The following is a 24,172-nucleotide window of genomic DNA, read 5'->3' as shown; positions in this document are numbered from 1 at the left end:
GGGCCAAAGTCTATGTTTATTAAATTGAACACCGCAAGGCCGTATAGCCGGCTTATGTCAAATATATTGAAACAACCCCGGCCGCTGGTTTAGGGTGGCGGGTGCCTTGGGCCGAAAAGCAGGCTGGCCGGGCAGCATTCCTGAAGACGACCGCGAAGACCGCGGCGCTCTATTCAACAAGAGGAGGACACTCGAATGACCACCCTGACTCGTGCCGACTGGGAACAACGCGCCCGCGACCTGAAAATCGAAGGCCGCGCCTACCTCAATGGTGAATACACCGACGCCGTCTCCGGCGAGACTTTCGAGTGCATCAGTCCGGTCGATGGCCGTCTGCTGGGCAAGATCGCCAGCTGTGACGCCGCTGACGCTCAGCGCGCCGTGGAAAATGCCCGCGCCACCTTCAATTCCGGTGTCTGGTCGCGCCTGGCGCCGACCAAACGCAAAGCTACCATGATTCGTTTTGCCGGCCTGCTCAAACAGCACGCCGAAGAGCTGGCCCTGCTCGAAACCCTCGACATGGGCAAGCCAATCAGCGATTCGCTGTACATCGACGTGCCGGGTGCTGCGCAAGCGCTGAGCTGGAGCGGTGAGGCGATCGACAAGATCTACGACGAAGTCGCCGCCACGCCGCATGACCAACTGGGTCTGGTGACCCGCGAGCCGGTGGGCGTGGTCGGCGCCATCGTGCCGTGGAACTTCCCGCTGATGATGGCCTGCTGGAAACTCGGCCCGGCGCTGTCCACCGGTAACTCGGTGATCCTCAAGCCGTCGGAAAAATCCCCGCTGACCGCCATCCGTATCGCTGCGCTCGCGGTAGAAGCCGGCATTCCGAAAGGCGTGCTCAACGTGCTGCCGGGTTACGGCCACACCGTCGGCAAGGCGCTGGCGCTGCACAATGACGTCGACACCCTGGTGTTCACCGGTTCGACCAAGATCGCCAAGCAACTGATGATCTACTCCGGCGAGTCGAACATGAAGCGCGTGTGGCTGGAAGCTGGTGGCAAGAGCCCGAACATCGTGTTTGCCGACGCACCGGACCTGCAAGCCGCTGCCGAATCCGCCGCCAGCGCCATCGCCTTCAACCAGGGCGAAGTCTGCACCGCCGGTTCGCGTCTGCTGGTCGAGCGTTCGATCAAGGATAAATTCCTGCCGATGGTGATCGAGGCGCTGAAAGCCTGGAAACCGGGCAATCCACTGGACCCGGCGACCAACGTCGGGGCGCTGGTCGACACCCAGCAGATGAACACCGTGCTGTCGTACATCGAGTCCGGCCACACCGACGGCGCCAAACTGGTGGCCGGCGGCAAGCGCATTCTTCAGGAAACCGGTGGCACCTACGTCGAGCCGACGATTTTCGACGGCGTGAGCAACGCGATGAAGATCGCCCAGGAAGAAATCTTCGGCCCGGTGCTGTCGGTCATTGCGTTCGACACCGCCGAAGAAGCGATTCAGATCGCCAACGACACGCCGTATGGCCTGGCCGCTGCGGTGTGGACCCAGGACATCTCCAAGGCCCATCTGACCGCCAAGGCCCTGCGTGCCGGCAGTGTGTGGGTCAACCAGTACGACGGCGGCGACATGACTGCGCCGTTCGGCGGCTTCAAGCAATCGGGTAACGGTCGTGACAAGTCGCTGCATGCATTCGACAAGTACACCGAGCTGAAAGCGACGTGGATCAAGCTGTAAGCCTTTAGCGGGAGCCTGGCTCGTTCAGGCTTCCGAACTACAGAGATCCCCCTGTGGGAGCAAGCTTTTGTGGTGAGGGGATTCATCCCCGATCGGCTGCGAAGCAGTCGCAAAACCAGTGCATGCAAGGGTGCAGGTTTTGAGGTCGCTGCGCGACCTGTCGGGGATGAATCCCCTCGCCACAGGGTTTGCTCCCACATTGGTTTTGTGGTGCACATAAAAATAATCCACAGGAGCGTGGACCATGCGTTGGGCGACGTATTTCGCCGTGTTGGCGTCTGTCTTGAGTGTCGGCCTGGCCCTGGGGGTCAGCATGCCGCTAGTGTCGTTGCGCCTAGAGGGCTGGGGCTATGGCTCCTTCGCCATCGGCGTGATGGCGGCAATGCCGGCGATCGGCGTGTTGCTGGGGGCGAAGATTTCCAGTCATCTGGCGGCACGTTTCGGCACGGCGAACCTGATGCGTCTGTGCCTGTGGGCCGGAGCACTGTCAATCGGCTTGCTGGCGTTGCTGCCGAGTTATCCAGTGTGGCTGGTGCTGCGCCTGATGATCGGGGTGATCCTGACCATCGTGTTCATCCTCGGCGAGAGCTGGATCAATCAACTGGTCGTCGAAAACTGGCGTGGTCGCCTCGTCGCTCTGTATGGCAGCAGCTATGCGCTGAGCCAACTGTCTGGTCCGTTGCTGCTGGGCGCGCTCGGCACTGAACACGATTATGGGTTCTGGGTCGGTGTCGGGCTGCTGACGGTTTCGCCTTTTCTGTTGATGGGCCGCAGCGGTGCGCCGAGCAGCGAAGCCAGCAGTGTGACCTTCGGCGACCTGTGGGGTTTTGCCCGCGAGTTGCCGGCGATTGCCTGGGCAGTCTCGTTGTTCGCCGCGTTCGAGGCGATGATCCTGACGCTGCTGCCGGTGTATTGCCTGCAACAAGGCTTCAGCGCCGAGATCGCGCTGGCAATGGTCAGCACGGTGGTGGTCGGTGACGCGCTGTTGCAACTGCCGATTGGCGCGCTGGCAGACTATCTGTCGCGGCGCACATTGTTCACCGGCTGCGCAGTGGTCCTGATGCTGTCGAGCCTGGCGATCCCCATGCTGATCGACACGCTGTTGATCTGGCCATTGTGGGTGCTGTTCGGTGCCAGCGCCGGTGGGTTGTTCACTTTGTCACTGATCCTGATCGGCGAGCGCTATCGCGACGATGCGCTGGTGCGGGCCAATGCGCACATTGCGCAGCTGTGGGGTGTCGGTTGTCTGATCGGGCCCTTGATGGCGGGGGCGGGCAGTCAGTGGATCAGCGGGCATGCGTTGCCGTTGTTGATGGCGGCGGGGGCGTTCGGGCTGGTGATTCTGTTGATGCGCCAAGGTGCGTTTGGCACCGTGTCTGAACCTGCCTGACTTGATTCCGATCCGAGTAATGAACGTGTGGTGCGAGGGTTCGCTAAATCCCCTCGCCACAAAAGCCCGTCACAGCATTGACCTGTGTTTGTTTACAGCATCCGTTCAAGACCCACCGTGGTGCTGAACCATGCATTGAAGCGCCGCCACCAGCTCCCCGGTTCCTCGGTCAGCGTGTGCAGCTGGCCGTTGTCCTCGGTCACCCAGACGAGCTTGCCATCCTGCAGTTTCGCCTGATAACTCAGCGCTGGCGCCATGCCTTGCAAGGCCAGTTCGCGCACGTGCTCGGCCAGTTCCGGGCTGTCCACCAGCACGCCGACTTCAGTGTTCCATAGCACCGAACGCGGATCGAAGTTGAACGAGCCGATAAACGCTTTGCGCCGGTCGAAAATCATCGCCTTGCTGTGCAGGCTGGAATCCGAACCCCGAAACGACTTGCTGTAGAACAGGTGCGGGCCGCTGCCGTAGTTATCCCCAGGCTGGCGACGCAATTCATACAGTTTCACCCCGTGTTCCAGCAGCGCCTTGCGGTACGGCGCGTAACCGCCGTGCACCGCTGGCACGTCGGTGGCTTCCAGCGCATTGGTCAGCAGGCTCACCGAGACCCCGGCGTCGGCGCGTCCGGTCAGGTACACCAGGCCCGGCTGGCCGGGCACGAAGTACGCCGAAATCATGATCAGCTCTTTGTTGACGCCTCTCAGCTCCGGCGCCAGTTGCGTGGTCAGCAGCAGTTGCGGGTCCGGCTCGTTCTTGGCCAGCACCTTGCTTGGGGCATCCCACAGCGCCTGGTTCCAGGCCCAGATCAGTTCCTTGCGCCAGATGTCCATGCGCGGTGCGGTCTTGAACGTCATCAGCTTTTGGTACAGCGCGTGATTCTGTTTGCGGGTTTCATCCAGTGACTCTTCCAGGCGCGTGCGGGTGTTCTGCAAGTCCTTGGCGGTCGGTTTGCTGGAGAGGAATTCGTCGATCGGCTTGCTCAGAGCGCTGTTCCAGTATTGGTCGAAGCTGTGTCCGAGTTGCTCGGCCACCGGGCCGACGCTGAGCATGTCGATGTCGGTGAAATTCAGGTTCGGCTCGGCGTCGAAATACTCGTCGCCCAGGTTGCGCCCGCCGACGATGGCCACGCTGTTGTCCGCCAGCCACAGCTTGTTGTGCATGCGCCGGTGTTGCAGCGACAGGTTGAACAGGCGCCCGGCGGCGCGGGTGACGCCGGTGCTGCGGCCCAGGTGCAATGGGTTGAACAGGCGGATCTGGATCTGTGGATGCGCCGCGAGGGTGGCGATGAGCGTGTCGAGACCGTCGCTGGTGGTGTCGTCGAGCAGAATGCGCACGCGCACGCCACGGTCGGCGGCCTTGAGCAGTTCTTCCACGAGCATTCGCGTGCTGACGCCGTCATGGACGATGTAGTACTGCAAGTCGAGGCTGGTTTGTGCCTGGCGAATCAGCTCGGCGCGGGCGGTGAAGGCCTCAGTGCTGTTGGACAGCAGGCGAAAGCCGGAGCGGCCCTGATAGGGCGCGGCCTGGGCCTGGATCGAGCGGCCGAAACTGGAGTTCGACGCCGGCAAGGCCTGGCTCGGTTCACGCGGCACATCGAGGCTGGCGCAGCCGCTCAGGAGCGAGGCGAGCATCAGCAAAGCGAGTAGGGGCTGTCTGAAGCTCACGTAGGTTCATTCCGGTCGGCAGCAAAGGTCGGCATATGGACGCTGATCACTCGAAAAAAGTCAGTCGGCTTCGGCCAGTAATTTGATTGCCGCTGCACCGACCTTGCGCACCGCCTCTTCGATCTGCGGTGTCGGTTTGGCAGCGTAGTTCATCCGCAGGCAATTGCGGTACTTGCCCGAGGCGGAAAAAATGCTGCCGACGGCAATCTGTACGCCCTGGTCGTGCAGCGCCCGATTCAGTTTCAGCGTATCGAAACCTTCCGGCAGTTCGACCCACAACATAAAGCTGCCCTGTGGACGGCTGGCGCGGGTGCCGACAGGAAAGTAGCGGGTCACCCAGTCGATCATGACGTCGCGATTACGCTGGTATTGTGAGCGCATCCGCCGTAAATGCGGTTCGAAGTACCCGGATTTGAGAAATTCGGCAATCGCGATCTGCGGCTGCGGCGCAGTGGAGCCGGTGCTGATGTATTTCATGTGCAGCACCCGTTCCAGATAGCGGCCCGGCGCGACCCAGCCGATGCGCAATCCCGGCGCCAAGGTCTTGGAAAACGAACTGCACAGCAACACGCGGCCGTCCTCGTCGAAGGACTTGATCGTGCGTGGACGCGGGTAGGTATAGGCCAGTTCGCCGTACACATCGTCTTCGATGATCGCCACGTCGAAGCGCTGCGCGAGGTTGAGCAGCGCGCGTTTGCGCGACTCCGGCATGATGTAGCCCAGTGGGTTATTGCAGTTGGGCGTGATCTGGATGACCTTGATCGGCCATTGCTCCAGCGCCAGTTCCAGTGCTTCGAGGCTGATGCCGGTCAGCGGATCGGTGGGGATTTCCAGGGCTTTCATGCCCAGGCCCTTGAGCGTCTGCATGGCGCCGTGAAAGCTCGGCGAATCCACCGCGACGATGTCGCCGGGCTCGCAGATCGCGTGGATGCTGGTGGACAGCGCTTCGTGGCAACCGGTGGTGATGACCAGGTCGCTGGCGCTTAACTGGCAACCGGAATCGAGCATCAGCCGGGCGATCTGTTCGCGCAGTTCGAGGGTGCCGTGGATGTTGTCGTAATACAGACCGGGCATGTCCTGGCGCCGACTGATTCGCGCCAGTCCGCGCAACAGCGGTTTCATGGTGGGCGTGGTCACATCGGGCATGCCGCGCCCCAGTTGCACGACGTCCTTGCGGGGCACCGCACGAATCAGCTCCAGCACCTGATCCCACTGCGAAATCTCCACCGGCCGCTGCGCCGGACGGCCGACCGCCGGCAGCTCCGGCAGCTCGCGTCCGACCGGTACAAAGTAGCCGGACTTGGGCTTCGGCGACGCCAGACCACTGTCTTCGAGCATGCGATAAGCCTGCTGCACCGTGCTGAGACTGACGCCATGTTCTACGCTCAAGGCGCGCACCGACGGCAATCGGTCACCCGGACGGTAGAAACCTTGTTCGATGCGCGTGCCGAGCAGCTCGGCGAGATTCACATAAAGCGTCATGGCAGGTGCCTCGATGCAGGAGTTTCGTTAAACCAGTACAGATGCGACGAAAATCGACAATTCAGTGGCAGAAACGGCAAATCTGTATGGAGTTAATACAGATCGGTTGAATCTGTAATGCTTTTGCCGGCCCGCGCATCATGGAATCTCTGGCGACCCAAGTAAACAGGAGCGACAAAAATGAACGGCTTGAGCGATGTGCGGCTGACGTTACACAGTCAGGAACTGGTGACAGGGCAGGAGGACGGTGCATGGAATACGGCCCTGCGCAACGCGCCGTCCGGCCTCAGTCGCTGGGGCCTGTTCTGGCATCGTCTGCACACGCGCAAGGCGTTGCTGGCGCTTACACCCGAGCAGCTCAAGGATGTCGGGCTGACCCGGGAGCAGGCGCAGGAGGAGGGGTTGAAGCCGTTCTGGCGGATCTGAGATCTGTATTGTTCTTTCGGGCCTCATCGCTGGCAAGCCAGCTCCCACAGTATTTTTGGTGTTCACAATATTTGTATTCGCCGCAAAAACCTGTGGGAGCTGGCTTGCCAGCGATGGCGGCTTCAAGGGCGCAGCAAAAACCTCAGACCAGCTCTTTGAGCCGATGCCACAACATCCCCAGCGCCAGCAACGGCGAGCGCAAATGCTTGCCGCCCGGGAAGGTGATGTGCGGCACCTTGGCAAACAGATCGAACCCGCCACTGTGCTGGCCGCTGATTGCCTCGGCCAGCAGCTTGCCGGCCAGGTGCGTGGCATTCACCCCGTGCCCGGAATACGCCTGAGCGTAATACACGTTCGGCTGATCATTGAGCCGGCCAATCTGCGGCAAGCGGTTGGCGCCGATGCCGATCATTCCGCCCCACTGATAGTCGATCTTCACCCCGGCCAGTTGCGGAAAGACGTCGAGCATCTTCGGCTGCATGTAGGCGCCGATGTCCTTTGGATCGCGTCCCGAGTAATGGCAGGCACCGCCGAACAGCAGGCGCCGATCCGCCGAGAGCCGGTAGTAATCCAGCGCCACCCGCTGGTCGCAGACCGCCATGTTTTGCGGCAGCAGGGCGTGCGCCTGTGCCTCGCTCAACGGTTCGGTGGCGATGATGTAGCTGCCGGCGGGCAGGACTTTGCCACTGAGTTGTGGATTGAGGTCATTCAGATAAGCGTTGCAGCCCAGCACCAGTGTCTTGGCGCGCACCGAGCCTTGCGCCGTGTGTACCTTCACTTCGAGGCCGTAGTCGATGCGAGTGACGGCCGACTGTTCAAACAGTTTGACCCCCAGTTGTTGCGCGGCAGCGGCTTCGCCCAGCGCCAGGTTCAGCGGGTGCAAATGCCCCGAACCCATGTCGATCAAGCCGCCGACATAACGCTTGGAGCCGACCACGGTGTGCATCTGGTCGGCTTGCAGCAAGCGGGTTTCGTAGCGATAACCGAGGCCGCGCAGTTCATCGGCATCCTCGGCAAAGCCTTCGAGGTCGGCAGGTTTGTTGGCGAGGTCGCAGTAGCCCCAGGTCAGGTCGCACTGGATCTGGAAACGCTCGACGCGCTGGCGAACGATTTCCACCGCTTCCAGGCCCATGAGTTTCATCTGGCGTACGCCGTCGGCACCGATGACGTTGGTGAACTGATCGAGGCCGTGGCCGACCCCGCGAATCAGCTGCCCGCCGTTACGGCCGCTGGCACCCCAGCCGATCCGGTGCGCTTCCAGCAACACCACGCTGAGGCCGCGTTCGGCCAGTTCCAGCGCGGTGTTCAGCCCCGAGAAGCCGCCGCCGACCACGCAGACGTCCGCTACCACCTCACCTTGCAACTGCGGATGATCAGGCTGTGGCAGGCTGCTGGCGGCGTAATAAGAGGCAACGTGTGGTTGGCTCGCGGTGATGTGGGCGCGGGCGATCATGGGCGTCATCCAACGGCTGAGTGTCGAGAAAATTTGACGGAGGATAAGCCGCACGCCCGAAATTGGGCAACATTGGTCGGTCTGCGGTGTCTGGATCAGGGCTTTTGCGGCACAATCGTCGCCTATTTCCCGTCGGTCACCGCTTCGATGAGCTGCAACAGCCAGAAAATCCGTACCCTGCGTCAGCAGATCCCTTCGTTCGACTGTGTGCCGGGCTGCCATGACTGTTGCGGGCCGGTGACCACCTCGCCGGAAGAAATGGCCCGCCTGCCGCGCAAGACCCGCGCCGAGCAGGATGCGGCGCTGGAAGCACTGAACTGCGTACACCTGGGGCCGAATGGCTGCACGGTGTATGAAGAGCGGCCACTGATCTGCCGGTTGTTCGGCACCACCAAAACGCTGCCGTGCCCGAACGGGCGAGGGCCGGTGGAGCTGATTCATCCGCGGGTTGAAAAGCAGATCTTCGAGTACATGGCTTCGAATCGGCAGGTGCTGGTCTAACGGGGCGGCACTCTGAACCGAGTCGGCGCCATCGCTGGCAAGCCGGCTCCCACAGGTTCGGCGGCGAGCGGGGGATTTTGTGAACACCCGCACTCATTGTGGGAGCTGGCTTGCCAGCGATAGGGCCGGGTCAGGCCCAAAACATCTCAATCCGGAATCGGCAGGCTCAGGCTCTCTTTCACCTCTTCCATCACGATGTAGCTCTTCGATTCGCGCACATGCGGCAGCTTCAACAGAATGTCGCCGAGCAACTTGCGGTAAGACGCCATCTCGGAAATCCGCGCCTTTACCAGATAGTCGAAATCCCCTGACACCAGGTGACACTCCAGCACGTGCGGCAATTTCAGCACCGCGCGTCGGAACTCTTCGAAAGTGTCGCCGGATTTGTAGTCGAGGCTGATCTCGACGAACACCAGCAGGCTACCCTTCAAATGCTGCGGATTCAGCCGGGCGTTGTAGCCCATGATGATCCCTTCACGCTCCAGACGTCGCACCCGCTCCGTACACGGCGTGGTGGACAGACCGACCTTCTCCCCGAGTTCGGTAAACGATATCCGCCCGTCCGCCTGCAGGATCCGCAAGATGTTGCGGTCGATCTTGTCCAGCTCACGTTTGGTCTGAGTGTTGGTACGCATAGGGGATGCGCCTCCGTGAAAAGGGTTTTTGCCGAGAATTGTCGCCAAATATAGGCGCTTATACAGTGAAAAGCACTGGCCAATCTTTTTTACACTGCGCGCATCATTGCTCTAACAACAGACGTACGCGGCCCTGCCGCGATGAGGGATACAAAAATGCGCGTAATGGTCTTGGGTAGCGGCGTCATCGGTACCGCCAGTGCTTACTATCTGGCCCGTGCCGGGTTTGAAGTGGTGGTGGTCGACCGGCAGCCAGCCGTCGCCATGGAGACCAGTTTCGCCAACGCCGGCCAGGTGTCGCCGGGTTACGCCTCGCCGTGGGCCGCACCGGGCGTGCCGCTCAAGGCGATCAAGTGGTTGCTGCAACGCCACGCCCCTCTCGCGATCAAGGCCACCGCTGACATTGACCAGTACCTGTGGATGGCGCAGATGCTGCGCAACTGCACCGCCAGCCGTTACGCGGTGAACAAGGAGCGCATGGTGCGTCTGTCCGAGTACAGCCGCGACTGCCTCGACGAACTGCGTGCGGAAACCGGCATCGCCTATGAAGGCCGCAGCCTCGGCACTACGCAACTGTTCCGCACCCAGGCGCAGCTCGATGGCGCCGCCAAAGACATCGCCGTGCTGAAAGAGTCCGGCGTGCCGTTTGAAGTCCTCGACCGCGCCGGCATTGCCCGCGTCGAACCGGCCCTGGCCAATGTCACCGACATCCTCGCCGGCGCCCTGCGTCTGCCGAACGACCAGACCGGCGACTGCCAGATGTTCACCACCCGCCTCGCCGAAATGGCGGTGAAACTGGGTGTGGAATTCCGCTTTGGCCAGGACATCCAGAAGCTCGACTACGCCGGTGACCGCATCAACGGCGTGTGGATCGACGGCAAGCTGGAAACCGCCGACCGCTACGTGCTGGCCCTCGGCAGCTACTCGCCGCAACTACTCAAGCCGCTGGGCATCAAGGCCCCGGTGTATCCGCTCAAGGGTTACTCGCTGACCGTGCCGATCACTAACCCGGACATGGCTCCAACCTCGACCATTCTCGACGAGACCTACAAGGTCGCGATCACCCGTTTCGACAACCGCATCCGCGTGGGCGGCATGGCCGAGATCGCCGGTTTTGACCTGTCGCTGAACCCGCGTCGGCGCGAAACTCTGGAGATGATCGTCAACGACCTTTATCCTCAGGGCGGCAATCTGGCCGAGGCGAGCTTCTGGACCGGCCTGCGTCCGACCACCCCGGACGGCACGCCGATCGTTGGCGCCACGCCGTTCAAGAACCTGTTCCTCAACACCGGTCACGGCACCCTGGGTTGGACCATGGCGTGCGGTTCCGGTCGTTTGCTGGCCGATCTGATGGCGAAGAAAAAGCCGCAGATCAGCGCCGAAGGCCTCGATATTTCCCGTTACGGCAACAAGCCTCAGGAGTCCGCAAAACATGGCAATCCAGCGCCAGCTCACCAATGAGCGCATGAGTCAGATCGTCACCCACAACGGCATCGTGTATCTGGCCGGACAGGTCGGCGATGACTTCAACGCCGGGGTCGAACAGCAGACCCGCGACGTGCTCGCCAATATCGAGCGTTTGCTGGATCTGGCCGGGACTGACAAGCAGCATCTGCTGTCGGCGACGATCTACCTCAACGACATCGAGGCGCACTTTGCCGGGATGAACTCGGTGTGGGACCAGTGGCTGCCCAAAGGCGCCGCGCCGGCCCGCGCCACCGTCGAAGCGAAGATGGCCAAACCGAGCATCCTGGTGGAGATTTCCATCGTCGCCGCGCTGCCGTAACCGTTTCAAAGATCCCTCTCCCGGCGCTGTTGGCGGTTCACGTCGTCAGTCGGCGCCGGTTTTTCTTCCCATGACCGCCTAGAAGTCTGCCGCCATGCGTCCTGCCCGTGCCCTGATCGACCTCCAAGCCCTGCGCCACAACTACCGAATTGCCCGCGAAATCACCGGCGCCAAGGCGCTGGCCGTGATCAAGGCCGATGCCTATGGTCATGGCGCGGTGCGTTGCGCCCAGGCGCTGGAAGCCGAGGCCGACGGGTTTGCCGTCGCCTGCATCGAGGAAGCGCTGGAGCTGCGCGCCGCTGGCATTCGTGCGCCAGTGTTGCTGTTGGAAGGGATTTTCGAAGCCGATGAATTGGCGCTGATCGTCGAGCATGACTTCTGGACCGTGGTGCATTCGCTGTGGCAGCTCGAAGCAATCGAGCAGGCGGCATTGGGCAAACCGATCACCGTGTGGCTGAAACTCGACTCGGGCATGCACCGCGTCGGTTTGCATCCCAAGGATTACGCGGCGGCCTATCAACGCCTGCTGGCCAGCGGCAAAGTGGCGAAGATCGTGCTGATGAGCCACTTCGCCCGCGCCGATGAGCTGCACGAGCAGAGCAGCGCCGATCAGGTCGCGGTGTTCGAAGCGGCGCGTCAGGGCCTGGCGGCCGAAGTCAGCCTGCGCAACTCGCCGGCCGTGCTCGGTTGGCCGCAGATTCACAGCGACTGGGTGCGTCCGGGCATCATGCTCTACGGCGCGACCCCGTTCGAAGAAGCCAACGCCGTGGCCGAGCGTCTGCAACCGGTAATGACCCTCGAATCGAAAGTCATCTGCGTGCGCGAACTGCCCGCCGGCGAGCCGATCGGCTATGGCGCCAAATTCATCACCGACAAGCCGATGCGCGTCGGCGTGGTCGCCATGGGGTATGCCGATGGTTACCCGCGTCAGGCACCGACCGGTACGCCGGTGTTGGTCGCCGGCCAACGCAGCCGCATTCTCGGTCGCGTGTCGATGGACATGCTGTGTATTGACCTCACCGATGTGCCGGAAGCCGGCCTCGGTTCGACCGTCGAGCTGTGGGGCAAAAACATCCTCGCCAGCGAAGTGGCGAAGTGGGCGGACACCATTCCATACCAGATCTTCTGCAACCTGCGTCGCGTGCCAAGGCTCTATTCCGAGGGCTGACGCCGCTGCGGGGGCCAAGTGTTGTAAATACTGAACGCTGTCGCCATGATAACGCTCAATATTCTTACAACATCAGGAGGCTCCCGCCTTGGACGTCGGTGAACGACTGCAATCGATCCGCAAGCTCAAAGGGCTTTCCCAGCGTGAACTCGCCAAGCGCGCGGGCGTTACCAACAGCACCATTTCGATGATCGAAAAGAACAGCGTCAGCCCTTCGATCAGTTCGCTGAGGAAAGTGCTGGGCGGGATTCCCATGTCGATGGTCGAGTTCTTTTCCGAAGAGATCCTGCAGGAAGTCCCGACCCAGATCGTCTACAAGGCCAACGAGCTGATCGACATCTCCGACGGCGCCGTGACCATGAAACTGGTCGGCCGCGCGCACCCTAGCCGCGCTATTGCCTTCCTCAACGAAATCTACCCGCCGGGCGCCGATACCGGCGAAGAAATGCTCACCCATGAAGGCGAAGAAACCGGGATTCTGGTGGAGGGTCGTCTGGAGTTGGTGGTGGGTCTGGAAACTTTTATTCTCGAAGCCGGCGACAGCTACTACTTTGAAAGTACCAAGCCGCATCGTTTCCGTAATCCGTTCGACACGCCGGCGCGACTAATCAGCGCAGCCACGCCGGCGAATTTTTAACGATAGAGGCGCCAGGCCATGACGGCGAAGGCATCCGAATAGTTTTTCCACTGCGCGGTATAACCCCTTCGACTATGGGGTTGTTTCAGTGTGGCGGGCTACCCGCTATACTTGCGCCCGCCTGCGAACCGTGGCCGCAGGCGTGAATAGCCACCATTGAGGGTGAACGCGTGAACCTAATTATGAAAATGCTGGCCGCACCAGCAACCGTACTGGCCCTCTGGGCTGTCAGCGCTCAAGCTGCGACGAATGACGACATTGCCAAGCGCCTCGAGCCGGTCGGCCAGGTGTGCGTTCAGGGGCAGGAATGCAAAGGAATGGAGGTCGCTGCCTCCGCTGGCGGCGGCGGTGGTGCGAAGACACCGGATGAAGTGATTGCAAAACATTGCAACGCTTGCCACGGCACCGGGCTGCTGGGCGCACCGAAAATCGGTGACACCGCCGCCTGGAAAGAACGCGCCGATCACCAGGGCGGCCTCGACGGCATCCTGGCCAAAGCCATCACCGGCATCAACTCCATGCCGCCAAAAGGCACCTGCGCCGATTGCTCGGATGACGAGCTGAAGGGCGCGATCCAGAAGATGTCCGGCCTGAAGTAAGGCGCGCTTCTGATGAAAAAAACCGTCTTCGGACGGTTTTTTTTGTGTGCAGCATCACTGCATGCTTTTCGCGATAAAGGCACCGGAAGAATTAAGTACGGCTTTGTACACAGCATAAGCGTCAGTATCTGCCGGAGTTATTGGTTCGGAGCGCCCTTCCGATATCTGTCTCAGATCACATCCCGGGATCGACAAAATGAGAGGTGAGTGAGTGGCGATGATGAACTGTGCGCCTTTGCGTGCTAACTCCATTATTCGGTTGATAAATACCAATTGCCTCAATGGGGATAACGACGCTTCCGGTTCATCGAGAACGTACAGTCCCTGGGCTTTGAATCGGTTTTGAAACAGTGCCTCCATTGCTTCACCGTGCGACATGCAATGCATATCCACGCCGCCGTAATAGGTCTTTATTTCGGGATCAAAGCTCCCCTCTGCATCAAGCTTGCGGATCGCGGTGTTCAAGTTATAGAAGGTTTCTGCTCTGTAGAAAAAAACGTCCTTCTCCCTTCGGTAGCCTTTTGAAAGCATCAGGGTTTCGTGCAGTTTCGAGTGGGTGTTCTCAGTCGAGAAATTGAAGTTCTTCCCACCGCCTTCTGGATTGCATCCCAACTTGATGGCAAGTGCTTCAAGCAACGTGGATTTTCCAGAACCGTTTTCTCCAATAAATACGGTAATTCTGCTATTGAATTGAAGCGGAAAAAGGCCGCGTAGAAAATGAGCCGCGGCTCTGTCTGGCTTCAGGCGTATCTGCTGGATGAATAAATCATTCATATTGGCGCCCCCTGAATACTCTACCAACGGATACCTTTACGCCAATCATCGTTATACCAAGTCTTATCGAACTCGTGCTGGCCATGGTAAAAATTCCGACGTAGCCAAGATAGGCAATAAGACGCTCGCCGAATAACTCCGGCGTCGCAGTGGCGCTAAAAATGATGACTGATACTGTCCCAGCCGAGATAGCCATTTCCGGCCAGAAGCACTGAATGGCGTTGGCTTTTTGATATTTGTAGCGTGCTTGTATTGTGTTGCTCAGACATTCATTGCTATCGCTGATAAGTGATTGAGAGCTTTGCTCATCAATTGTGCATGAGCTGAAAGTGCTGATTAACGATTCCTTGTACAGGTCTTCGTTGATCATTTCGGCTTTATACAGACTCTGGATATGTAGTTTTGCAAATTTCAACTGCACACAAGTCAATGTCATGATAAATATCAACGGGATGAAAAAATAAGTATTTTCACGGAGTAAGATATAGGCTGTAGCAAATGTCAAAATACAAGATCCTGCCAGATGAATTGAGTCATGAAGGACTGAAGCAATTTTCTCGGCATCTTCTTTGATCATCGTCACGCGAGAGCTTAACGGGCAAGGTCTTTCATCATGCACAATGAAATTGATGAGTGAAAAGCGAGATTTCGCTTCCATGAGCGCCGCCATGGAGCTGCCCAGAGTTTGAGTCGCGAGTTTGGATAAAAAAATAGCGGTGAGAAGGAAATACAGATTAGTGCTGACAGCACCACTACTGAGAGCAGTAAGTCCCTCTGCCACGATCGAAGGTATTAGCAACTGACATGCAGCTGCTAAAATCAGGCATATCGTTGAAAACAAAAATAATGCCCCGTTTTTTCGCAAGCACATAAGCATAATTCAACGCCCCCCGTGCTGTAGTTTATAGCTCAGTATTCGATTGCGGCGATAAGAGGCCTCTCTGCTTGAGTAGTAAATGGATATAAGTGACATTGTTGGGCTGAGCACACGCTCAAGGTAGATGGCTGAGGCAAAGATAGCGCCTGTTGTCAAAGCGCTTTCACTTATTAAATGAGCGGATATCAAGAACAAAAAAACTATCGCTACCAAGTAACATGTTCCTGAAATTGATTCGAAAAAAGATGCCTTCAGGTTTGAACGAAAAGCGAGGCGCTCAATGTTTTTGATGTCCAACTTGACTCTGTCGTTGTACGGTTTGGCATCGCATACATGCGCACAGATTTCCCCGATTATAACGGTGTTTTCTTGGACGTATTCTTCAAAAAGGGTGTCGCTCTTTCTCCGGGTTATAAAATATGCAGCTGAGGCATATAGCAGGCCGCTAAGGGGGGCGAGCGCCAGAAGAGGATGATACTGAGCCGTTATAATCAGCGCGAAGATTATGATGCTGAAATTGAGTGAAGTGTCAAAAAATACCGAATGGTATAGATACATCGAACCGTCAACATCGCCGTCGATGAGTTCGATCTGCTCACCTGGATTTCCCCTATATGTAGATGCCTTGCTTCGCAGGTGCGTTAGAATTGTCCTTTTCAAAATATATCTTGTTTTGGCAGCAGTCCTTTGTAGATATATGTTGGCTGCTAGTTTCAAGGGAGGCGTCGCGATGATAAGAAGCGAAGCGCCTGCGAGTGCATATAAATATAAGTGATTTTGGGATACATACAAATTAATTGAATTGCCGATTAGGTAGGGTGATGCGCTTGTTAGAACTGAAATGCCTAGGCCAAAGCAGCAAAGTATTAGGTTGCTTTTCATGGTTTGATAAATTCCATTTGGTGCGGAAGAAATGGAAACTCGTAGTTACGGTCAATCAAACCAATAGAGCCAAGTAGTGAGCCCACGCGTCCGATCCATAATCCTAATGGATCGGCAGTTTTTGTTCTCAAGATTCTCGAATTTTGTTCACTTAAATTAACGATATTCGACCATAGAAAAACTTGTGGATCGAGCAACGATTCCGGTGAGATCTTTTTCATGATATTCAGAATCCCATAAGCGCCATGACATAAAGAGTCATTGACGGGTCTCTTTCGTTTTTCGAGACTCGAATATGAGAATGCGGCTTTTGGTGGGTGCTTTTCCAAGAAATCTAGCGCAGGCTGTACTCCATTGTTTGCGAAATAACTGATCGCCAAATAATTACCGGGTAAACCGTGGCTCCACGCAAACTCACCGGCGCTTGATTCCGAGCGTTTTCTGTAGTCGCGCCAATTTTCAATTGACTCATCATATTCGTTAAGCTCCCAAGACAAAAAGCCTAGGAATAATTCGTGGATTGAATCTTTTTTTGCGATAAGTTTGTTGAAATAAAATAATGAGTATGCGCACCCCATTATTCCGTGAGACAGACCGCTCAATAAAGCGTCGCTTCTCGTTGTAATTGCATTGTCGAATGTGGGTAGTTTGCTTCCAGATATAAAGGTGAGTTCGGTCTCTATTTTTTTGTATAAGGAGTTGGCTAAATCGGAAAACGATAAATCTTTAGTAAGATCGAATAGCAGTGTGAGTACATTTAGAGTGCCGAACATTCCAGAAAGAAAGTCAGAGCCCCAAAAATATTTTTGCCACCATGGTTCTCCCAGTACGTCTTCAACATATTTTTTATACAGCTGTAGTAGTTGGCTTTGCCTTTCATCGTCAAAATAATTTAAGCCTATCAGGAGCGGAACGATTGCGGACGATAGACCGAAGTGAAAGCCCCCTAAGTGCGTACCCTTATTTGTCAGTTTTTTAACTATTCTACTGTGGCAATGATTTAGTAGTTCAGTTACCAGAGTTTTATCTATGACGCTGCTATGACTGGCCGCCACTACGGAGCCATAAAGAATACCAGACAGCCCGTAGTAGAAGTCATCTCCTAACTCCGAGAACTCCATATAGCCACCTGGTGATGAGTGAAATCCTAGCCAGAGTCCATTACTCGAAATTTCGGTGCGTAACAGTTCATTGATCAAGCATGCGTTGATTTCCGATGATGTCCTGATTTTGTTAATGATCTCGCCTACATTTGAATAACGGGGGTCTTTCACATCGTCGTGTTGTTTGAAGGAGTGGTCCGTGAGTTTATTTCCGTGTTCATACATGTTTTTCATTGCTAAAAGGGTGTTTGAGGTTAGTTTCTCTTCAAATGCAATTCTGTTTTTGTCCAGGCTTTTGATGTATTGGATACTGTTGTCTATTCCGTTTATATAATCTTTACTATCGAGGTGCCCTGAACCGCTGTAACCGGGTTCGTAGAACTCAAGAACACCGGCTTGTCCTCGAGCAAAAGGTATGTCCAGATCCAAGCAAGCTGAGACCTCCGCGTTGAGAAAACCTATCGCGGGAGCTGTGTCGTTATTAAGGATATTTTCCAGGAAGGCCGTTCGTTTGTCAGTGCAACGCATTAAGGTTGCATGCAAGGAACATTGAATGGCGTAGTGATATGTCGCGGTCGGTCTGGGGATATACCTGTTTTGTCGGCCTCTAAAAGATTTAATTGTTTCGATAATTGATGGTTGCGCATTGTTCAATATAGAAAATAGAGTGGTTAGGCCATCAATGATTTGATTTTCGTAGTCCCACGGCTGCACCGGTTTCCCATTAAGATATAAAACATTCTGATTTGGAAATATTTTAACTCCGTCCATGCCAAATTGGCTGTGACCAGTTTCGTCTTCTAAGTGTTGATAAAGGTTTAGACTGACATATTGCTCTGATAATCCACCCAGCGCACTCAAGTCCACACCGATACCATCGGTGCCTTTCCAAGTCCAATTCGGAAGAATACTTGTTTGGGTAACGTTCCACCGAACTTCTCTCGGGATTGTCTCAATGTTTAAGGTGCTGTAAAAAATTGTCTCCAGATCAATGGGTATAGGGCTTGATCCATGCGCAATCAGATTGTCAGAGGTAATGTCCGCAGCCATAAAGGCCGTGCAATAACCTAATAAAAATCCTGCTCTTTTGAAATATTGATGTACCTCTTCTTCAGTTTCTGCCTGCTTTTGAGGTGTATGCTCTGACCATCCATGTTCTTTTTTCACCAAATAAATTGGTATTTTCCATTCGCAAAAGTCAGTGCCTGCGGCACTGCTCAAAGACAGTAGAAAGCCGGAAGCTTCCGCTTCAAGTTTAAGATTTCTTGGTTTGTAAACTATTTTTATGGAGTTAAAGGAAAGCGTGCAAACGGTCCTCGATCCATAATGCGTTTCGCTAGCCGAGACATCAATTGCGGAAAGATTGACGTCAGACCCAATATTGAATACTTCGTTAATCTCCTGCCTGTCTTCTATCAAGTCAGTAAAAAGTTGTAATGTAAATTCGACAAAATTTTGTGATATTTTGGTGAGGACTCGATCTAGCTCCGGATAAGCTTTAATAATTTCGGTGAGATAGATTTTATTTTCGCTAACTAACTTGTAGTAAGAGGAGGTTTCCATCTCTCTGCCGATGATGGATTTTTCAAATATTTGTTTTTCAGTGATTAAAACGTTATTAGCTACGTTGGTAATTCTCGCTGCCAGGTTTGTTGCGAAACCGCTGATAATGACTGACTGAGTTTCCAGGGCGCTTCCGGATGCTTTTGGAAGTTTATTTTCGATATGATAGATATAGTAAGACAGGTATGGCCATACCGGGCAGTCTGTGGTCAGGCTTCGGTTGGAGTTCAAGGGTTCAGTTAAAAACTCAATCGGCGTTTTCAATGTAAAAATCCTAAAGTAAGTGAAAGGAGCGGCACGTATTGACCGCCCCTGGCTCATAACTACATGTAAGTCGCGTAGCAGCATCCTTGCCAGCATTGTGAACAACAACTAGTGCATGGACGCGAACCGCTGCTGGCTGCGCTTAAGTTACTGAATGCTTGAATTGCCAGTGTTGAAATAGGTGCGCTTGAATTTAGAATGTGTGCCCTCGCACTACGGATTGCTAAGAAGTCGATTTCCATAATTTTTCCTTATAAGTTTATGTTTGGCCTAAAAGTATTGGCTGCTAATGTAGTGTTACGTTTTTAATGCTAGCTGTGACCTAAATAACTTCAATTCAGAAGTGTCCTGAAGTTCTGCGTGATTAAGTTAGAGTCAATGTAGGAAAGAAGCTGTAGGCTTGTGCGATGATTCTTTTGGTGTTGTTAATTCATTGTTATTGTTGAAGGTTTTCTGGATGTGCTTGCACCAAGCACCGCACTCGCCTATTTCACTTTTTTCGCATTAATTGCCTTCCCTCGGAAGTAAATCCCCGGCAATCTCGGTCTACCCCTATTCACGGAACGGGCAGGAGGCTTCAGATGGTGCAGTTGTGTTCGATCGAACAGGCAGTGGACGAGGTGCTGGCGCGTTTGCCGGCGCATATCCACATGGGCATGCCGCTGGGCCTGGGCAAACCCAATCACTTCGTCAACGCGCTGTACCGGCGGATCAAAGGCCTGCCCGAGCGGCAACTGACGATGTATACCGCGCTGTGCCTTGGCCGTCCGACGCTGGGGGATGGTTTGCAGAAGCGCTTTATCGAACCCTTCGTCGAGCGGGTGTTCGGCGACTACCCGGAATTCGATTTCCTCGCCGACCTGCATCACGACAGCCTGCCCGCCAACATCCGTATCGAACAGTTTTTCATGCAGCCCGGCAGCCTGCTCAACAGCGCGCCGGCCCAGCAGGATTACGTCAGCAGCAACTACAGCCACGCCGCCCGTGACATTAACGCTGCCGGGCTGAACCTGGTGGCGCAACTGCTGGCCAGCAGCAGTGAACACCCGGACCGTCTGAGCCTGAGCTGCAACCCGGACATCACCCTCGACCTGTTGCCGATGATCGCCAAGCGCCGCGACGCCGGGGAAACCATTTTGCTGGTCGGCCAGGTGCACACCGATCTGCCGTACATGCCCGGCGACGCCGAAGTCGATATCGACACCTTCGACCTGCTGATCGACGCGAAGGACAGCAGTACGCTGTTTTCCACGCCGAACATGCCGGTGGGGTTTCAGGATCATTTCATCGGTTTGCACGCCAGCACGCTGGTGCGCGACGGTGGCACCCTGCAGATCGGCATCGGCTCGATGGGCGATGCCCTGACGGCCGCATTGCTCGCACGTCAGGCGGATAACGCCGGATACACAGCGTTGCTCGATGACATCAACCTCAGTCAGTGGGCGCAGTTGATCGAACGGGAGGGTGGCACCGCGCCGTTCGCCAAAGGCCTGTACGGCTGCAGCGAAATGTTCGTCAACGGTCTGCTGGTGCTGGCGGATGCCGGGATCATCCGGCGCAAGGTCTATCCCGACGTGCAGACGCAGGAACAGGCCAACGCTGGCACCCTCGATGAAGCGGCGCAGACTGACGGCATCTCGGTGCATGGCGGTTTCTTCCTCGGCCCGCGCAGTTTCTACGAGCGCCTGCGCGAGTTACCGCAGAGTAAACGCCTTGAATTCAACATGACCCGCATCAGCTACATCAACGAGCTGTACGGGCAGGAAGCATTGAAGCGCTTGCAGCGACTTGATGCGCGGTTCATCAACACCGTGTTCACCATGACGTTGCTGGGTGCGGGCGTGGCCGATCAACTGGAAGACGGGCGGGTGCTCAGTGGCGTCGGTGGGCAGTACAACTTCGTTGCCCAGGGCCATGCGCTGCACGATGCGAGGTCGATTCTGATTCTGCGCAGTTGGCGTGAGTCCGGCGGCGATGTCAGCTCGAACATCGTATGGGAATACGGCCACTGCACGATCCCACGGCACCTGCGCGACATCGTGGTTACCGAGTACGGCATCGCCGATCTGCGTGGCAAGACCGATGCGGTGGTGATCGAGTCGTTGCTGAACATCAGCGATTCCCGTTTCCAGCAGGGACTGATCGAGCAAGCGCAAAAAGTCGGCAAACTGCCAAAGGATTTCCGTCTCGATCCGCGTTTCGCCGAGAACACCCCGCAACGCTTGCAGGCGATTGCCGCGAAGCATCCGAACCTGTTTCCGGAGTATCCGCTGGGTTGTGATTTCACCGCGATCGAGCGCGATCTGTTGCGGGCGCTGAATTGGCTGAAGAGCAAGTTCAAGCTGACCGAGATTCTGGAACTGGGCAAGGCCGCGCTGGATGCGCCGGAGCCGTCGATGTTCCCCGAGCATCTTGAGCGAATGCAGCTCACAAACCCGGAAGGCCTGAAAGAAGACCTTTTCCAGCGCCTGCTGCTCACTGGCTTGAAGGCCACTGCGCAATAAAAAACGACAAAAAAACCTGTGGGAGCGGGCTTGCCCGCGATGGCGGTGTATCAGTCAACTTGGATGTTGAAGGATAGTGCCCCATCGCTGGCAAGCCAGCTCCCACAGGTATTGCGTTGAGCTTGCGGCTTTCAGCGGTTATTCGATGAAGGTAACGACGCCATCCTTCAGCGATTTCACGCGGGCCAGCGATTCAACGCGATAACCCTGCGAATCCAGCTCGGCACGGCCGCCCTGGAACGACTTCTCGATCACGATGCCCAGGCCGGCCACGGTGGCACCGGCCTGCTTGATGATCGAGATCAGCGCTTGCGAGGCCTTACCGTTGGCCAGGAAGTCGTCGATGATCAATACGCGGTCGCTGCTGGTCAGGTGACGCGGGGAGATGGCCACGGTGCTTTCGGTCTTCTTGGTGAACGAGTAAACGGTCGCCGACAGCAGGTTTTCGGTCAGGGTCAGGGACTGTTGCTTGCGCGCGAAAATCACCGGCACACCGAGGTTCAGACCGGTCATGATTGCCGGGGCGATGCCCGAGGCTTCGATGGTGACGATCTTGGTGATGCCCGAATCCTTGAACAGCGTGGCGAATTCGTCGCCGATCAGCTTCATCAGGGCCGGGTCGATCTGGTGGTTCAGAAAGGCGTCGACTTTCAGGACCTGGTCGGAAAGCACAATGCCTTGTTCGCGGATTTTCTGGTGCAATGCTTCCATGAAGCTGTCCTCATTTGGCGCTTGGTGCGCCGAAGGTCTAGTAAAAAGGGGTCAATTCTAGCGCTTTAACATCGCGCGTATATCGGCCAATGCATTGTTGCCGCGCACGGCTTTGACTTCGGTCGGTGTGTCGTCGTTGCCTTCCCACGCCAAGTCGTCCGGCGGCAGCTCATCGAGGAAGCGACTCGGCGCGCAGTCGATGATCTCGCCGTACTGCTTGCGCTTGGCGGCGAAGGTGAAGGCCAGGGTCTGACGGGCACGGGTGATGCCCACGTAGGCCAGGCGGCGTTCTTCTTCGATGGTGTCGGCTTCGATGCTGGAACGGTGCGGGAGGATTTCCTCTTCCATGCCCATGATGAACACGTAAGGGAATTCCAGACCCTTGGAGGCGTGCAAGGTCATCATCTGCACGCCTTCGGCGCCGTCCTCTTCCTCCTGCTGACGCTCGAGCATGTCGCGCAGGACCAGTTTGCCGATGGCGTCCTCGACGGTCATTTCGCCTTCTTCGTCTTTCTCGAGGGTGTTTTTCAACGCCTCGATCAAGAACCAGACGTTACCCATCCGGTAATCGGCAGCCTTGTCGCTGGAGCTGTTGGTGCGCAGCCAGTTCTCGTAGTCGATGTCCATGACCATGCTGCGCAGCGCCGAGATCGGGTCTTCGCCAGCGCACTGCTCGCGGACCTTGTCCATGAAACGCTTGAAGCGCGCCAGACGATCGGTGAAGCGGCTGTCCAGGTGTTCGCCCAGACCGATTTCGTCGGTGGCGGCGTACATCGAGATTTTGCGTTCGGTGGCGTAGTTGCCGAGTTTTTCCAGGGTGGTCGAGCCGATTTCCCGGCGCGGCACGTTGATCACCCGCAGGAACGCGTTGTCGTCATCCGGGTTCACGATCAGGCGGAAGTAGGCCATCAGGTCTTTCACTTCCTGACGGCCGAAGAAACTGTTGCCACCGCTCAGGCGGTACGGCACCTGGTGGTGCTGCAGTTTCAGTTCGATCAGCTTGGCCTGGTAGTTGCCGCGATAGAGGATCGCGAAATCGCTGTACGGGCGGTCGGTGCGCAAGTGCAGGCTGAGGATTTCCATGGCCACGCGCTCGGCTTCGGCGTCCTCGTTGCGGCAGCGGATTACACGGATCTCGTCGCCGTGGCCCATCTCACTCCACAACTGCTTTTCGAATTCGTGCGGGTTGTTCGAGATCAGCACGTTGGCGCAGCGCAGGATGCGGCTGGTGGAGCGGTAGTTCTGCTCGAGCATTACCACTTTCAAGGACGGATAGTCGTCCTTGAGCAGCATCAGGTTTTCCGGCCGCGCACCGCGCCAGGCGTAGATCGACTGGTCGTCGTCGCCCACCACGGTGAACTGGTTGCGCTTGCCGATCAGCATTTTCACCAGCAGGTACTGACTGGCGTTGGTGTCCTGGTATTCGTCGACCAGCAGGTAGCGCACCTTGTTCTGCCACTTTTCGAGAATGTCGGCGTGCTCTTCGAAGAGTTTTACCGGCAGTAGGATCAGGTCGTCGAAGTCCACCGCGTTGAACGCCTTGAGCGTGCGCTGGTAGTGGGTGTAGACGATGGCGGCGGTCTGTTCCTTGGGGTTGCGCGCATTCTCCAGCGCCTGGGCCGGCAGGATCAGGTCGTTTTTCCAGGCGCCGATCATGTTCTTGATCTCGTCGACGCCGTCGTCGCCCGCGTATTCCTTCTGCATGATGTCGGTCATCAGGGCTTTGACATCGGTCTCGTCGAAGATCGAGAAACCGGGTTTGTAGCCCAGCCGCGCGTGTTCCTTGCGGATGATGTTCAGGCCGAGGTTGTGGAACGTGCAGACGGTCAGGCCGCGACCTTCACCGGCACGCAGCAGGGTGCCGACCCGCTCCTTCATCTCGCGCGCGGCCTTGTTGGTAAAGGTCATGGCGACGATGTACTGGGCGCGGATGCCGCAGTTCTGGATCAGGTGCGCGATCTTGCGGGTAATCACGCTGGTCTTGCCGGAGCCAGCGCCGGCGAGCACCAATAGAGGGCCGCCGACGTAGTTCACGGCTTCTTGCTGCCGGGGATTGAGTCGGGACAT

The 24,172-nt window shown here is 56.8% G+C and carries 20 protein-coding genes; 10 read left to right on the top strand and 10 right to left on the bottom strand.

Annotated features, from left to right (window positions below; genetic code table 11):
- Window positions 1–195: 195 nt before the first annotated feature.
- Entirely contained in the window at window positions 196–1,689 is a 1,494-nt protein-coding gene (locus HV782_RS00100; protein ID WP_008086799.1) for an aldehyde dehydrogenase, read from the top strand.
- A gap of 244 nt (window positions 1,690–1,933) precedes the next feature.
- Window positions 1,934–3,079, top strand: coding sequence for an MFS transporter (locus HV782_RS00095; RefSeq protein WP_123469840.1), 1,146 nt, complete (start codon window positions 1,934–1,936; stop codon window positions 3,077–3,079).
- 92 nt (window positions 3,080–3,171) lie between these two features.
- Here HV782_RS00095 and HV782_RS00090 read toward each other — a convergent pair whose 3' ends face one another.
- Both HV782_RS00090 and HV782_RS00085 read right to left on the bottom strand, forming a co-directional pair.
- Entirely contained in the window at window positions 3,172–4,740 is a 1,569-nt protein-coding gene (locus HV782_RS00090) for a phospholipase D family protein (RefSeq protein ID WP_186743965.1), read from the bottom strand.
- A 60-nt stretch (window positions 4,741–4,800) separates the two neighbouring features.
- Entirely contained in the window at window positions 4,801–6,222 is a 1,422-nt protein-coding gene (locus HV782_RS00085; RefSeq protein WP_123469836.1) for an aminotransferase-like domain-containing protein, read from the bottom strand.
- A 180-nt stretch (window positions 6,223–6,402) separates the two neighbouring features.
- Here HV782_RS00085 and HV782_RS00080 point away from each other — a divergent pair, with 180 nt between their 5' ends.
- Window positions 6,403–6,648 carry a DUF1127 domain-containing protein gene (locus HV782_RS00080; RefSeq protein WP_123469834.1) on the top strand — a complete coding sequence of 82 codons (246 nt, stop codon included), beginning with the start codon at window positions 6,403–6,405 and terminating at the stop codon, window positions 6,646–6,648.
- Window positions 6,649–6,790: 142 nt separating this feature from the next.
- Here the strand turns inward: HV782_RS00080 and HV782_RS00075 are convergent, their stop codons facing one another.
- On the bottom strand, window positions 6,791–8,101 hold the full coding sequence (locus HV782_RS00075) for an NAD(P)/FAD-dependent oxidoreductase (protein ID WP_186743967.1): 1,311 nt from the start codon (window positions 8,099–8,101) through the stop codon (window positions 6,791–6,793).
- A gap of 147 nt (window positions 8,102–8,248) precedes the next feature.
- Between HV782_RS00075 and HV782_RS00070 the strand changes: the two genes are divergently transcribed.
- Complete coding sequence (locus HV782_RS00070) at window positions 8,249–8,602, top strand: YkgJ family cysteine cluster protein (protein WP_123470310.1); 354 nt, start codon at window positions 8,249–8,251, stop codon at window positions 8,600–8,602.
- 146 nt (window positions 8,603–8,748) lie between these two features.
- On the opposite strand, the gene HV782_RS00065 is transcribed toward HV782_RS00070, so the two are convergent.
- A complete protein-coding gene (locus HV782_RS00065) occupies window positions 8,749–9,237 on the bottom strand; it encodes an Lrp/AsnC ligand binding domain-containing protein (RefSeq protein ID WP_003177284.1) in 489 nt (162 codons plus the stop codon).
- A gap of 156 nt (window positions 9,238–9,393) precedes the next feature.
- Here HV782_RS00065 and dadA point away from each other — a divergent pair, with 156 nt between their 5' ends.
- The 5 genes from dadA to HV782_RS00040 all read left to right on the top strand — a co-directional run bounded on the left by dadA (window position 9,394) and on the right by HV782_RS00040 (window position 13,427).
- Window positions 9,394–10,698: a D-amino acid dehydrogenase gene (gene dadA / locus HV782_RS00060; RefSeq protein ID WP_123469830.1), complete on the top strand. Its 1,305-nt coding sequence runs from the start codon at window positions 9,394–9,396 to the stop codon at window positions 10,696–10,698.
- Window positions 10,670–11,023: a RidA family protein gene (locus HV782_RS00055; protein ID WP_123469828.1), complete on the top strand. Its 354-nt coding sequence runs from the start codon at window positions 10,670–10,672 to the stop codon at window positions 11,021–11,023. The genes dadA and HV782_RS00055 overlap by 29 nt, the downstream gene beginning before the upstream one ends.
- A gap of 94 nt (window positions 11,024–11,117) precedes the next feature.
- Window positions 11,118–12,191 carry an alanine racemase gene (alr, locus tag HV782_RS00050; protein ID WP_123469826.1) on the top strand — a complete coding sequence of 358 codons (1,074 nt, stop codon included), beginning with the start codon at window positions 11,118–11,120 and terminating at the stop codon, window positions 12,189–12,191.
- An 88-nt stretch (window positions 12,192–12,279) separates the two neighbouring features.
- Window positions 12,280–12,828 (top strand): cupin domain-containing protein, encoded by a 549-nt coding sequence (locus tag HV782_RS00045; RefSeq protein WP_123469824.1) that lies wholly within the window; start codon window positions 12,280–12,282, stop codon window positions 12,826–12,828.
- 182 nt (window positions 12,829–13,010) lie between these two features.
- A complete protein-coding gene (locus HV782_RS00040; protein ID WP_016985831.1) occupies window positions 13,011–13,427 on the top strand; it encodes a c-type cytochrome in 417 nt (138 codons plus the stop codon).
- Between the two features lie 54 nt (window positions 13,428–13,481).
- Here HV782_RS00040 and HV782_RS00035 read toward each other — a convergent pair whose 3' ends face one another.
- From HV782_RS00035 to lanM, 4 genes are read right to left on the bottom strand one after another with little or no spacing between them, the layout of a single operon-like run.
- Window positions 13,482–14,201 carry an AAA family ATPase gene (locus HV782_RS00035; protein ID WP_186743969.1) on the bottom strand — a complete coding sequence of 240 codons (720 nt, stop codon included), beginning with the start codon at window positions 14,199–14,201 and terminating at the stop codon, window positions 13,482–13,484.
- Complete coding sequence (locus HV782_RS00030; RefSeq protein WP_217890334.1) at window positions 14,194–15,072, bottom strand: ABC transporter ATP-binding protein; 879 nt, start codon at window positions 15,070–15,072, stop codon at window positions 14,194–14,196. The genes HV782_RS00035 and HV782_RS00030 overlap by 8 nt, the downstream gene beginning before the upstream one ends.
- 9 nt (window positions 15,073–15,081) lie before the next feature.
- A complete protein-coding gene (locus HV782_RS00025) occupies window positions 15,082–15,960 on the bottom strand; it encodes an ABC transporter ATP-binding protein (RefSeq protein WP_186743973.1) in 879 nt (292 codons plus the stop codon).
- Window positions 15,957–18,890, bottom strand: coding sequence for a type 2 lanthipeptide synthetase LanM (lanM, locus tag HV782_RS00020; RefSeq protein WP_186743975.1), 2,934 nt, complete (start codon window positions 18,888–18,890; stop codon window positions 15,957–15,959). Before lanM ends, HV782_RS00025 begins: the two co-directional genes overlap by 4 nt.
- A 581-nt stretch (window positions 18,891–19,471) precedes the next feature.
- Between lanM and HV782_RS00015 the strand changes: the two genes are divergently transcribed.
- A complete protein-coding gene (locus HV782_RS00015) occupies window positions 19,472–21,394 on the top strand; it encodes an acetyl-CoA hydrolase/transferase C-terminal domain-containing protein (protein WP_186743977.1) in 1,923 nt (640 codons plus the stop codon).
- Window positions 21,395–21,532: 138 nt separating this feature from the next.
- On the opposite strand, the gene HV782_RS00010 is transcribed toward HV782_RS00015, so the two are convergent.
- Window positions 21,533–22,105: a xanthine phosphoribosyltransferase gene (locus HV782_RS00010; RefSeq protein WP_003229440.1), complete on the bottom strand. Its 573-nt coding sequence runs from the start codon at window positions 22,103–22,105 to the stop codon at window positions 21,533–21,535.
- 57 nt (window positions 22,106–22,162) lie between these two features.
- The gene (gene rep / locus HV782_RS00005) at window positions 22,163–24,172 is read right to left on the bottom strand and encodes a DNA helicase Rep (protein WP_123469818.1); all 2,010 of its coding nucleotides are present in this window, start codon (window positions 24,170–24,172) and stop codon (window positions 22,163–22,165) included.

The organism is Pseudomonas monsensis, assembly GCF_014268495.2.
GTDB classification, from domain to species: Bacteria; Pseudomonadota; Gammaproteobacteria; order Pseudomonadales; family Pseudomonadaceae; genus Aquipseudomonas; species Aquipseudomonas monsensis.
This window is presented reverse-complemented; position numbering and strand designations above follow the sequence as displayed.